The sequence below is a fragment of the Lutibacter sp. genome, assembly GCF_016342705.1.
Taxonomy (GTDB): domain Bacteria; phylum Bacteroidota; class Bacteroidia; order Flavobacteriales; family Flavobacteriaceae; genus Lutibacter.
In genome coordinates, this window is the sequence record NZ_JAEINV010000002.1 from 215427 (window position 1) to 228917 (window position 13491).

The window sequence follows — 13491 nt, forward strand, 5'->3', positions numbered from 1 at the left end:
TAAAAATTTTAGTTGCTTTTATATTCATTTAAAAAATTGTCAATAAGTATTGGCACTGGAAAACGCTCAATTTCATCCCAATTAAACGAAAATTTCACTGAACTAGGCACGCTAATAATCCAAAATTTTGTAAAAATATGCTGATGCGATAACTTATGAACAACCATTGTTTGATTAAACAACTTTACAGATACGTTTAACTCTCCAAATAGTTCATTAAATTTATTATGTTCAATTAATTGGTTAATAGCTATCTCTTGTTTGCTTTCTAACAAGGGGAATTGGTACAAATTTACCCAAATTCCCTGTGTTCTCTTTTCAATTATTGTTTTATTATCAGAAGATTGTACCACTAAATAATTAAAATATCTGTTTTTAACTTTCAGTTTTTTTTCTTTAACAGGAAGTGCCTTTATTAAATTTTTAGCCAGTGAAATACAACTACTATTTAACGGACAAACCTCACAGTCTGGATTTTGAGGCTTACACATCCTAGCTCCAAACTCCATAACAGCCTGATTGTGAGTGCCAGAAATTGAAGTATTTAATAACTTTTGAGCCAATAATTTAAACTCCTTAATTCCTTTTGTACTATTAATAGGTGTATTAATTCCAAAATAACGAGCTAATACTCTATAAACATTTCCATCTACAACAGCAGTGGGTTCATTATAACAAATAGAAGCAATTGCTGAAGCAGTATAATCTCCAACTCCTTTTAACTTTAAAATACCATTATATGTTGCCGGAAAATCACCGCCAAAATCATTCACAATACTTTTTGCAGAAAAATGCAAATTTCTAGCACGTGAATAATATCCCAAACCTTGCCATAATTTTAATACCTCTTCTTCAGATGCTTTTGCCAAATGAAAAACTGTTGGAAAATGTTCCATAAATTTCAAAAAATAGGCCATTCCTTGGTCAACTCTCGTTTGTTGAAGAATAATTTCTGACAGCCAAATTATATAAGGGTCGTTAGTTTTTCTCCAGGGTAAATCTCTTTTATTTTGTAAATACCACTGTACTAATGTATTAGAAAATTTCATTGCTTTTTATATAAAACACAATAATACATGATTTAATCAATTAAATTTTAATGAATTAACTTTTTGATTTTGATTAATATATCATATATTTGCCGTCTTAAATTTATAATAAACTATATAACAATAATAAAAATGACGAAAGCAGAGATCGTATCAAATATCTCAGATAAATCTGGGATAGAAAAAACAGATGTTTTAGCAACTGTTGAAGCGTTTATGGAAGAGGTAAAAAACTCCTTAGAAAAAGGTGACAATGTATACTTAAGAGGATTTGGGAGTTTTATAATTAAAACTAGAGCCGAAAAAACTGGAAGAAACATTTCAAAAAACACTACTATTAAAATTCCTGCTCACAACATTCCATCGTTTAAGCCTGCAAAAGTATTTGTAGAAGGCGTTAAAAACAAAGTAACTGTTGCATAAGCAAAAACAAATTATTAACAAAAAATAACATTTTATTATGCCAAGTGGTAAAAAAAGAAAGAGATCAAAGATCTCTACGCATAAACGCAAGAAAAGAGCAAGAGCAAATAGACATAAAAAGAAAAAGTAAGCTTTGCTTACTTTTTTTCTTTACGTATTAAGTTCATTGAAATAAATATTTGCATTTATAAATTGCAAATATTGTTGGGTAAATTCCTGCAAAAACATAGTATAAATCGTGCAACTATTTATAGTTGTGCATAAAAACAATTCAGAGTGAAAACAGAATTAATTATTAGATCAAATTCCTCTGATATTGATTTTGCCTTATTAAAAGACGGCAAATTAACTGCATTAAATAATGAAACCAATGATAATAAATTTTCTGTTGGTGATATTTTTTTAGCTAAAATTGGAAAAGTACTATCTGGCTTAAACGCATCATTTGTTGATGTTGGTTATGAAAAAGATGGTTTTTTACATTATCAAGATTTAGGAGCGCAGTTAAAGTCTTTAAATAAATTTATAAAAGGTGTTAGCACAGGTAAAATTAAAGATTACACTTTAAAAAATTTTCAACTAGAAAAAGACATTGATAAAAATGGAAGTATAGTTGATGTATTAAAATCAGGTCAAAATTCATTAGTACAAATTGTAAAAGAACCTATATCTACAAAAGGTCCACGATTGAGTTCAGAAATCTCAATTGCTGGTAGATATTTAGTTTTAGTTCCTTTTTCAGACAGAGTGTCCGTATCTCAAAAAATTATGGATCCTTTAGAAAAAGAGCGGCTGAAAAGACTCATTAAAAGTATTAAACCGAAAGGCTTTGGAGTTATTGTGAGAACAGTAGCTGAAAATAAAAAAGTTGCAGAACTTGATAAAGATTTGCAAAACTCTTTAGAGCGCTGGGTTGTAATGTGTAAAAAGTTTAGAACTTTAAAAACACAAGATACACCTACCAAAGTTTTAAGTGAATTAAACAGAGCTTCTTCTATTTTAAGAGATTTGTTTAATGATTCTTTTACAAGCATAGTAACTAATGATGAAGTACTGTTCTTAGAAATTAAAGAATACTTACAAGAAATTGCTCCAGATAAGGAGTCTATTGTAAGTTTGTATAAATCGCAACTTCCTATATTTGAAAAATATGGAATTGAACGTCAAATAAAAACATCTTTTGGCCGTACTGTTTCTATGAGTAAAGGAGCTTATTTAGTTATTGAACACACCGAAGCTTTACACGTTATTGATGTAAATAGTGGTAACCGATCTAACAAAGCTTCCTCTCAAGCAGATACTGCACTTGAAGTTAATTTAATTGCTGCATCAGAAATTGCAAGGCAATTACAATTAAGAGATATGGGCGGAATTATAGTTGTTGATTTTATTGATATGCATACTGCTGAACATAGACAAAAACTATATGACTATTTAAAAGCTGAAATGGATTTTGATAGAACAAAACATAAAATATTACCACCAAGCAAATTTGGCTTGGTACAAATTACAAGACAAAGAGTTCGACCTGAACTTGTTATTAAAACACAAGAATCTGACCCAAGTGGTGGTTCTGAAGAAGTTGAAGCCCCTATTGTTATAATTGACAAAATTGGCGAAGAGCTTGAAAAACTAATAAATTTAAATAAACACAAAAAGATATCATTAAATGTACATCCTTTTATTGCTGCTTATTTAACAAAAGGTTTTCCATCAATTCAACACAGATGGTTTACAAAATACAAAAAGTGGATTAAAATTTTACCAAGAGATGCTTACCAATATTTAACATATAATTTTACCAATAAAGAAGGTGAAATTATTGAATAAGGTAATTCACAATATCTATAAAGTCCTGCGAAAGCAGGGCTTTTTTTTAAAACCAATACCCAACATTAAAATACCAAAATTTTTCTTTAGTATCTGGAGACCAGGCATAATTAATTTCTATTGGCCCTAAAAAAGTATCAATACCATAACCAACCATATATCCGGATTTAGTATTTTCAAAAATCTTTCCTTCATTAAATAAATCATTCTCTACCCTAGCATAATTAGCTGTTAATGAAAAATAGTTTTTAGGTAAAAACTCAAAACGAGTTGTTAAAGCCGATTTTAAAAAAGCATTTTCATTTAAGGCTGCCATATCATATCCACTAAATGGTATTAAATTATTTATAAAATTTTCTCCATAACCACCAATATTATAATCAAGTGCTCTATTTTCATTAATTCCAAAGGTTATACCTGCATCAGATTTAAAATGGAGTGTTAATCTATTAAAAAAAGTATATGCAATTCCTATTTTACCTTTTAATTGAGAAAAGCTAGAAAATGGATCATGTGTTGATTCAAAATCATTTTCAAAGTTAGAAGATGCTAAATACCATCTAAAATCTACATCTAAATAAACTCCTTTTTTCTGAAAATATTTTTTATCATAAGTATCTAACTTTATATAAGAAATTACGTTAAAATAATTAGACTTATCAAAATAGCCTCTTTTCTTTTTGTTAACTAAATCATTAATTTCTAAGGAAGAAATTGTTTCAGTAAACACTTTTAATTTTTTATGTTCTAACCCAGCTCCTAGCGCAAATTTTCTACTAAATACAGTTTGAATATAAGCTTGATTTGTAAAATCTTCATACACTAAATTAATTTTATTTACATTAGCTTCATCATATCTCACATTAGAATTAAAGCTATTATATCTTGATCTAAATCCAAAACTTGTATAAAAACCATTGTCAATAAAATAATTAAAATTATATCTAATATTGTCTCCTAATATTAAATCAGTTGATGTTACATCATTCTTATTAAATAAATGTTTAGAGGTTACGTTTAACAAAATTCCCGTTTTATATAAATCATCAAAATGAACCCCTAATTGCAAATAATTGGAAACTCTATTTTCCTTTATTTTAAATTTAACAATACCTCCACTTTCATCCTTTATCAGTTTATATTGAATGTTTTCAAAATTTCCTGTTGCGGAAAGGTTATTTACACCTTCAATTAAATTAGAATAGCTAATGGTATCTTGTTTTTTTAAATTAAGTTTCCCAAGAATATAGGCGCGTGTATAATTTTCATTTCCCTCAATTTCAATATTTTCAACGTGTATTTTTTGAATTTGATTTGTATTTACATGTTGCCTAGGTTTTGCCACTTGATTTTGAGCAATTTTAACTAGTTGATCTATTTTTTCTCTTGAAGCTCTATCACCTTCAGCCATAATTTCATTCACTTTATCAAATGAAATTACGTTGAAATCTTTCATATTTGGTTTAATTAACAAATCAACTTTTTCATGTTTATATTCCAATGTTTTGTACATTTGAAAACCTACTATTTGATTTAGAATTTTAACCGCTGAGTTTAAATCTTTTTTACTCTCCAATCCACTTTGAATATCAACTCCAATAATTACATCGGCTCCCATATCTAGCACTTCATTAACTGGAAAATTATTCACAATACCACCATCTGTTAACAACATTCCATCTATTTCAACTGGTGCCAATAATGTTGGAAATGAACCACTTGCTTTCACAGCTTCTGGCAAAAAGCCTTTATCTAAAATAACTTGCGTACCCGTTTCTAAATTAGTTGCAATGCATACAAATGGAATTGGAAGTTTACTGAAATCGTTAATATGATCTACGTGTTGCAATAACTGAGTTAATAAATTTAGCACATTTTGACCTTCGGAAATTGCTGTTGGAATCCCTACTTTTTTTGATTTTATAGGTAAAGTTAAAGCGTATTTTTCTCCACTTTCTTTTTCGTAAAAGGGCTTTGCTTTTCGTGGTAATTCGTCTCTTAATATTTTATCGAAATTAATAGATTTCAATATAGAATCTAGTTGTGAGGCCGTATAACCTGATGCATATAAAGCACCAACAATTGCACCCATACTTGTTCCGCCAATATAATCAACACGAACTCCCGTTTCTTCCAATACTTTTAACACAGCAACATGTGCAAATCCTTTTGCGCCACCGCCACTTAAAACTAGTCCGACTTTTAGATCTTTTTTCTCAGAAACTTCTTGTGAAATTCCTAAAAAAAATGACAACATAAAAGCAATTAATAATACGTTTTTCACTTTTTATTATTTTGATAATGATCATTTATAATTGTGGCCTTACTTTTTCCAACAACACTTTCTAACTCTTCAAAAGTAGCTAAACCAACTCTTTTGGCTGATTTAAATTGTTTTAATAAAGATACAACAGTTTGTTTTCCAATTCCAGAAATTTGTTCTAATTCATTTGTAATAGCACTTTTACTTCGTTTGTTTCTATGATGTGTTATTCCAAATCTGTGTGCTTCGTTACGTAATTGCTGAATAATTTTTAAGCTTTCCGACTTTTTATCTAAATACAACGGAACAGCATCTCCTGGATAATAAATTTCTTCCAATCGTTTTGCAATTCCTATTATTGCTATTTTATTTCTAAGTCCTAAAATATCTAAACTTTTTAATGCAGAAGATAGTTGCCCTTTACCACCATCAATAACTATTAACTGAGGTAAAGGTTCTTCTTCGTCTTGCAATCGTTTATAGCGCCTAAAAACAACTTCTTCCATAGATGCAAAATCATCAGGGCCTTCCACCGTTTTTATATTAAAATGCCTATAATCTTTTTTACTCGGCTTTCCATCTTTAAAAACCACACACGCTGCAACAGGATTTGTTCCTTGTATGTTTGAGTTATCAAAACACTCAATATGGCGAGGTTCTTTGCTCAAACGTAAATCTTTCTGCATTTGCGCCATAATTCTGTTCACGTGTCTGTCCGGATCTACAATTTTAATCTGCTTAAATTGTTCTTGTCTATAGTATTTTGCATTACGCAAACTTAAATCTACAATTCTTTTTTTATCACCAAGCTTTGGAACTGTAACTTTAATATTATCTCCAACTTCCACAGGAAACGGCACATAAATTTCTGTTGATTGTGAGTTAAAACGCTGACGAATTTCAATAATTGCTAGTTCTAACAAATCTTTATCTGCTTCATCTAATTTCTTTTTTATTTCAGTAGTATGCGATTGAATAATTGCACCATTTGAAATCTTAAAAAAGTTAACGTAACTATAACTTTCATCAGAAATAATTGAAAATACATCAACATTTGTAATTGACGGATTTACAACCGTAGATTTTGCTTGATAATTGGCTAATAAATCTATTTTTTCTTTAATTTTTTGGGCTTCTTCAAATTCCATTTCAGAAGCAAAACGCATCATTAATTCCTGAAAAGATTTTAAAGATTCTTTAAAATTACCTTTAATAATATCTCTAATTGCTGTAATATCATTCACATAATCTTCTTCACTTTGCAAACCTTCACAAGCACCTTTGCAGTTTCCAATATGAAAATCTAAACAAACTTTATATTTCCCGGTTTCAATATTTTTTTCACTTAAATCAAACATGCAAGAACGCAATTGATACAATTCTTTAATTAAATCTAACAAGGCTTTTACAGTTCTTACAGAAGTATAAGGTCCGTAATATTCTGAACCATCTTTTATTACATTTCTGGTTAAAAATATTCGCGGAAAACGTTCTTTTTTAATGCAAATCCAAGGATATGTTTTATCATCCTTTAACATTACATTATAGCGAGGTTGGTATTTTTTAATGAGATTATTTTCTAATAATAACGCGTCGGTTTCCGTATCAACAACAATATGTTTGATAGTTACAATTTTTTTAACTAAAACTCTTGTTTTTCCATTTTCCTGAGTTTTATTAAAATAAGAAGCAACTCTCTTTTTTAAGTTTTTTGCTTTTCCAACATATAAAATCTTGTCGTTTTTATCGTAATATTGATAAACGCCAGGCTGATTTGGTAATGTTTTTATTTGAATTTCTATGTCCAAAGGGTGATCAGATTTAAAAAATAAAATTACTCATTTTTTATTGAATAAATTTCAACTATATATCAGACGTTTAAAGGCATTTTTAATAACATAATTTATGTACTTTTGCGAAAAGTTTAAGATTTGGCGTTTTTTCAGCCTTTTTTTAAATATAATTCAAATTATTACACATGAAATACTGGAAAAAATATTCAAAAGAAAAATTAATCGCTAAAATTGATAAAGCTTTGGCGTCTACAATTGATTTTCAAAATAGCAAACATTTGGGTTACCCAGTTTCAAAATTAGATGAAAACGTATTCAACACAAGTGGTGCTTTTTTGAATGATTCGCCTTTATTAAAGTCTTTTATTGCCAATCCAAATAATATTGGCTGTCACACTTTGGGAAAATCTGAACCAGCTTTTAAAGGATCTCAGGAGTTAGAAAAAGAAGTAATACAAGTTTTAGCTGTTGATATTTTTAAGGCGAAAGAAAACGAATATGATGGATATATTGCAAATGGTGGAACCGAAGCAAACATTCAAGCCTTATGGATTTACAGAAATAAATTCAAAAAAGATTTTAATGCTACTTTAAATGAAATGGTAATTATTTCATCAGAAGACACGCATTACTCGGTAAATAAAGGCTCTAACCTATTAAGCGTTGATAGTGTTCAAATTCCTGTAGATTTTAATTCTCGCGAAATTATTGTTGAAGAATTAGATGCAATTGTAGGAAAATTGATTTCAGAAGGTAAAAAGTACTTTATGGTAATTTCAAATATGGCTACAACTATGTTTGGCTCTGTTGATAATCCAGATATGTATGCCGAAATATTAACCAAACATACTGTGGAATTCAAAATACACGTTGATGGTGCTTTTGGTGGTTTTATTTATCCAATTTCTAACCGAAAATCTACTATTAATTTTGAAAATTCAAATGTGTCATCAATTACAATTGATGCACATAAAATGTTGCAAGCTCCTTATGGAACAGGCGTATTTTTATGTAGAAAAAATTTAATTGAAAATGTTTTAACCAAAGAAGCGCAATATGTTGATGGAATGGATTTAACTATTTCAGGAAGTAGATCTGGTGCAAATGCCATTGCCGTTTGGATGATTTTATTTAGCTATGGATATTATGGTTGGTTCGAAAAAATAAACACATTATTATTAAGAACTGAATGGTTCTGTAACCAATTAAATGATTTAGGAATTGAGTATTACCGAAATCCTTTTATGAATATTGTTACCCTAAAATCCGCTCATGTACCAGCAGATTTGGCTAAGAAATTTGGTGTAGTTCCGCAAACTCATGAAGGAGAAAACAAATGGTACAAAGTAATTATGATGGACCACGTAGAAATTGATGATTTATTAAAATTTATTGAAGAATTAAAAAGTCTTTAAGCCCTATAAAAGCTGTTTAAAAATTGGAGCGCTACTCCTATATTTTAAACAGCTTTTTTTATTTAAAATAATAGGTCTTTAATAAAATTCCAATTAGAGAAAATCCATCTAAAAACCATAAAAGTTATTACAAACACTACAAGTGCTACAATTATTTTTTGCTTTTCTGACTTCATAAAACGTTTAAATTATTTCAATAAAAATAGAAATATAGTAAATTCCAGTAAGTATAAAAACAACTCCGGCTACTAATCTCATTACTTTTTCAACTTTTGTAATTTTGGCATGAAATATTCCAATTCTATCAGCAGAAAAAGCCAACAAATACGTAAAAATTAGTACAGGTAATCCAGTACCTATTGCAAACACCATTGGTAAAAACAACCCATCAACACTAGAAATTGTCATTGGTATTAGCATTCCAAAATACAATGCTCCACTATATGGGCAAAATGCCAACGCAAAAACAGCTCCAATTAAAAATGAGCCTAATAATCCTTTTCCTTGAAATTTTTCTGATAATTTATCGGTAAAATTAAATTTATTTAGAAAATTGAATCTTAAAATATTCAACATAATTAATCCAATAATAATTAATAATGGCCCTAAATATTTCTCACCATTTTGACTAAAAAAACGAGCAATATGAAATTTACTGGCACCAAAAAAAAGTATTAAACCTATAATTGTATAACTAAAAGCTCTTCCTAAAGAGTACAAAACACCACTCAAAAAAACTTTCTTTTTATTGGCTATATTTTTTGAAATAAACGCAGTTGCCGTTATATTAGTTGCCAACGGACAAGGACTAATGGCTGTCATTAATCCCAATATAAATGCTGACAATAATGGAATATTATAATTTTCTAATAGTGATTGTAAAAAATCCATTTAAATTTTAGCTAACTCTTTTTCAATTGTACTTTTTAATTTTTCAGAAAATTCGGCTTGTTTTTTACCGTAACTAAATGCAAAATTTGTTAAATCTATCTGTTTTTCTTTTTTTTCACTTATAACATTTAAGAATAATGAAGTTCCTGCAGCTTGAAATTTTTCAGCTAATTTCTCGTTTTCTTTTTCATCAATATTAATAACTTTAAAAGTTATTTTACCACTTTTAAGTTCTTTAGCAAAATACGTTTCTAAGGTATATTTTGTATTTGCTTCAATAGCTTTACAAGTTACACATCTGTTTGTTGTATGAAAATCGAACACTTCAATAGTGTTTTTTTGTACTTGATTATCTGCCCCTTTATTTTGAGCTTTTCCTGAGCAAGAAACTAAAAAAAGACTCACTGTTAACATTGATAAGATTACGAATTGTTTCATTTTTTATGATTTAAATGGTTAAAAAATTAGATTAAATATATATCCTGAAATAATGATACAAACTGTTACTACGCCAAAGAAAATTCCTATTAATTTAAATGTCATTACTTTTTTTAGCAACATTGCTTCTGGAAAAGATAAGCCAACAACTCCCATCATAAAAGCTATGGCAGTTCCTAATGGAATTCCTTTTGAAACTAATACTTGAACCACTGGTAATATTCCCGAAGCATTCATATACATTGGTACTGCCAAAATGGTTGCAACCGGAACTGCAAACATATTGTCTTTTGCCATATACTTTTCAAAAAAACCATCTGGAATATATCCGTGCATTAAGCCTCCTATTGCAATACCAGCAATTACATATGGTATTACACCTTTTAAAATATTCTTTACTTCTTCCCAAATAATTGGTAGTCTATTTAAAAATGGTGTTTTTTCAGCTTCAAAAACGGCTTCTTCTCGTTGTGCATTTTCCAACACTTGTAAAACCCAAGGTGTTAAAAAGCGTTCTAATTTAAATTTACTTAAAATAACACCTGAGATAACTCCTAATAAAATTCCGGAGATAATGTATATAATAGTTGTTTTAAATCCGAAAAGACCTAGAAAAAGACCTATAGCCACTTCATTTACCAATGGTGAAGTAATTAAAAATGAAAATGTAACTCCTAACGGAATACCTCCTCTTACAAAACCAATAAACAATGGTACAGATGAGCACGAGCAAAATGGCGTTACAACGCCAAAAAGACTTGCCATTAAGTATTCAAAACCGTATAATTTATTGCGGGAAAGGAAATTTCTTACTTTTTCAATGGGAAAATAACTGTTTACAATTCCCATGAAGAAAATAATAACAAAAAGCAGTAATACAATTTTAATACTATCGTAAATAAAAAAGTTTAATGCTTCAGATAAGTGATTTCCTTTTAATAATCCAAAGGAATCATAAACTACCCAATCAGCAAATTTTTGAATCCAATCAAACATGTTGAATATAATTTAGCAACAACTAGTTCCTGAACAGCAATCTCCAGCTTCTTTTTCGTTTTTAATATTTAACTTCCCAGTTAAAATTCCAAAAATTTCTTCTTTTGAAGGAACTCTACCTTTTATTTTAACTACTTCATTTACCACAATAGCTGGCGTAGACATTACTTCATAATTCATAATTTCCATAATATCTTCTACTTTTTCAATGGTCGCTATAATATTGTTTTCGTTTACAACTTCTTGCACTAATGCCGTTGTTTGTTTACATTTTGGACAACCTGTTCCTAAAATTTTAATTGAAATACTCATTCTTTTTATATTTATATTTAACGTAAATAGTTAATGTGTTTATTAAAAAAATCATTCAAAAAAATTAGTAAATAATTTCTTTGCGATTTCCCAATTCTCTTTATTAATACAATATTTGATTTTTGGCGGATTTAATTCTCCTTGAATTAAACCTGCATTTTTTAATTCTTTTAAATGCTGAGAAATAGTAGATTGTGCTAATGGAAAAATCCCAACCAAATCACCCGTAAAACAGCAACTTTGATTTTCTAAATGTTTTAAAATTGCAATTCGGGTTGGATGGCCTAAAGCTTTTGCAAAACGAGCTAAAAGTTCAGTACCTTCTTTGTATTCTATATTTTCTAATGATCTTTTCATGTTATATCGCAAATATACGATTGATGTTTAAAGTTGAAACTGATTTTTATCACTTTCAACCTTTTTTTACATACTGTATTTCTTCTTCAACCAAAAAGAAACACGCACCAATAAAATTAATGCTGGCACTTCCACCAAAGGACCAATTACACCTGCAAAAGCTTGTCCAGAATTCAAACCGAAAACTGCAATAGCAACAGCAATAGCTAATTCAAAATTATTTCCAGCAGCTGTAAATGCTACTGCAGCAGTTTCGCTATATTTCCCTCCCATTGCTTTTGTGGTGAAAAATCCAACCAAAAACATACTAGCAAAATAAATTAACAGCGGAATAGCAATAATTACCACATCCATTGGAATTTCAACAATTAATTCTCCTTTTAATGAAAACATTACAACAATTGTAAATAATAAGGCAATTAATGTTAGAGGTGAAATTGTTGGAATAAATTTATTAGTATACCAATCTTCTCCTTTTAATTTTACCAAAACAAAGCGACTTACAATTCCTAACAGGAAAGGAATTCCTAAATAAATGGCAACACTTTCGGCTATTGTTTCAATTGAAATATCTACAATTGCGCCTTCAAAACCAAAATATGGCGGTAAAACGGTGATAAATAACCACGCATAAAAACTGTAAGCAAACACTTGAAAAATACTATTTAGCGCCACTAAACCGGCTCCATATTCGCTACTTCCTTCAGCTAAATCGTTCCAAACTAACACCATTGCAATACAACGCGCCAAACCAATTAATATTAACCCAACCATATATTCTGGATATTCTTGCAAAAAAGTAATGGCTAAAACAAACATTAAAATTGGTCCAACAATCCAGTTTAACACTAAAGAAATTGTTAGAATTTTCACATTTTTAAAAACTTTAGGTAACAATGCATAATTCACTTTTGCCAATGGTGGATACATCATTACAATTAAACCAATAGCAATTGGAATATTTGTTGTTCCACTGCTAAATGAATCAATTAATACTGGAAAAGACGGAACAAAATACCCAATTCCAACTCCGATTGCCATTGCAATAAATATCCAAAGCGTTAAATAACTATCTAAAAAACTTAATTTCTTTTTCATTTATTTCTGTTTAATTTGTGAAAAAACATAGAGCATTTCTGTTGCAATTTGATTGCTTCTTTCCATATATTTTTCTTCTTGTTGAGGCGTATTGTCAAAAGCTTTCGGATCATCATATCTAACAGGAATTCGCTGTTCGCAGCCAATTATAAACGGACAATTTTCATCGGCATGAGCACACGTCATTATTGCAGCAAATTCACTTTTAGGATTAAAAGGATGATCAAAAGTTTTAGAAAACCCAATAATAGGATGTTGGTTTTCCGCATATTTAATACTGTAAACAGGGTTGCTTTCTTCTGATAATTTTCCAATTTGAAAACCAGCTGAAGACAATGTTTGAGCTGCCATTGGAAACATTGCCGTTGCTTCTGTTCCACCGGAGTAACAATTTACATTTTTAATATTGAAATAATAGGCTGCAGTTTGCGCCCAAACTTGTGACAAATGACTTCTGCGTGAATTATGAGTGCAAATAAAGTTAAGATTTATAGTTTTATTGTTTGAAACTTTATCTTGAATAAAATCTATAAAAGGTCTTAATTCTTCTTTTCTTTCGGTTGAAATTGAATCAATTATTAACAACAATTCAATCTTATTTTTTATATTTTGAAATAGCATATTTA

Annotated in this window: 13 protein-coding genes; 3 read left to right on the top strand and 10 right to left on the bottom strand. The window is 29.2% G+C overall.

The window, feature by feature from the left end:
- Positions 1-8 precede the first annotated feature (8 nt).
- The gene (gene mutY, locus JEY78_RS02910) at positions 9-1049 is read right to left on the bottom strand and encodes an A/G-specific adenine glycosylase (RefSeq protein ID WP_291846635.1); all 1041 of its coding nucleotides are present in this window, start codon (positions 1047-1049) and stop codon (positions 9-11) included.
- A gap of 132 nt (positions 1050-1181) precedes the next feature.
- Between mutY and JEY78_RS02915 the strand changes: the two genes are divergently transcribed.
- On the top strand, positions 1182-1472 hold the full coding sequence (locus JEY78_RS02915; protein ID WP_291846637.1) for an HU family DNA-binding protein: 291 nt from the start codon (positions 1182-1184) through the stop codon (positions 1470-1472).
- 276 nt (positions 1473-1748) lie between these two features.
- Positions 1749-3302: a ribonuclease E/G gene (locus JEY78_RS02920; protein ID WP_291846640.1), complete on the top strand. Its 1554-nt coding sequence runs from the start codon at positions 1749-1751 to the stop codon at positions 3300-3302.
- A 46-nt stretch (positions 3303-3348) separates the two neighbouring features.
- Here the strand turns inward: JEY78_RS02920 and JEY78_RS02925 are convergent, their stop codons facing one another.
- A complete protein-coding gene (locus JEY78_RS02925) occupies positions 3349-5586 on the bottom strand; it encodes a patatin-like phospholipase family protein (protein WP_291846641.1) in 2238 nt (745 codons plus the stop codon).
- Complete coding sequence (gene uvrC, locus JEY78_RS02930) at positions 5583-7373, bottom strand: excinuclease ABC subunit UvrC (protein WP_291846643.1); 1791 nt, start codon at positions 7371-7373, stop codon at positions 5583-5585. Before uvrC ends, JEY78_RS02925 begins: the two co-directional genes overlap by 4 nt.
- Positions 7374-7543: 170 nt before the next feature.
- On the opposite strand from uvrC, the gene JEY78_RS02935 reads away from it, so the two are divergent.
- The gene (locus tag JEY78_RS02935; RefSeq protein ID WP_291846644.1) at positions 7544-8773 is read left to right on the top strand and encodes a pyridoxal-dependent decarboxylase; all 1230 of its coding nucleotides are present in this window, start codon (positions 7544-7546) and stop codon (positions 8771-8773) included.
- A 183-nt stretch (positions 8774-8956) separates the two neighbouring features.
- On the opposite strand, the gene JEY78_RS02940 is transcribed toward JEY78_RS02935, so the two are convergent.
- The 7 genes from JEY78_RS02940 to JEY78_RS02970 all read right to left on the bottom strand — a co-directional run bounded on the left by JEY78_RS02940 (position 8957) and on the right by JEY78_RS02970 (position 13486).
- Positions 8957-9664, bottom strand: coding sequence for an aromatic aminobenezylarsenical efflux permease ArsG family transporter (locus JEY78_RS02940; protein WP_291846645.1), 708 nt, complete (start codon positions 9662-9664; stop codon positions 8957-8959).
- Complete coding sequence (locus JEY78_RS02945) at positions 9665-10102, bottom strand: nitrophenyl compound nitroreductase subunit ArsF family protein (protein ID WP_291846646.1); 438 nt, start codon at positions 10100-10102, stop codon at positions 9665-9667.
- An 18-nt stretch (positions 10103-10120) separates the two neighbouring features.
- The gene (locus JEY78_RS02950) at positions 10121-11098 is read right to left on the bottom strand and encodes a permease (RefSeq protein ID WP_291846647.1); all 978 of its coding nucleotides are present in this window, start codon (positions 11096-11098) and stop codon (positions 10121-10123) included.
- A 12-nt stretch (positions 11099-11110) separates the two neighbouring features.
- A complete protein-coding gene (locus JEY78_RS02955; RefSeq protein WP_291846649.1) occupies positions 11111-11410 on the bottom strand; it encodes a thioredoxin family protein in 300 nt (99 codons plus the stop codon).
- Positions 11411-11461: 51 nt separating this feature from the next.
- The gene (locus JEY78_RS02960) at positions 11462-11767 is read right to left on the bottom strand and encodes a helix-turn-helix transcriptional regulator (RefSeq protein WP_291846651.1); all 306 of its coding nucleotides are present in this window, start codon (positions 11765-11767) and stop codon (positions 11462-11464) included.
- A 66-nt stretch (positions 11768-11833) separates the two neighbouring features.
- Positions 11834-12865, bottom strand: coding sequence for an ACR3 family arsenite efflux transporter (gene arsB / locus JEY78_RS02965; RefSeq protein ID WP_291846653.1), 1032 nt, complete (start codon positions 12863-12865; stop codon positions 11834-11836).
- Positions 12866-13486 (bottom strand): protein-tyrosine-phosphatase, encoded by a 621-nt coding sequence (locus JEY78_RS02970; protein WP_291846654.1) that lies wholly within the window; start codon positions 13484-13486, stop codon positions 12866-12868.
- Positions 13487-13491: the final 5 nt, after the last annotated feature.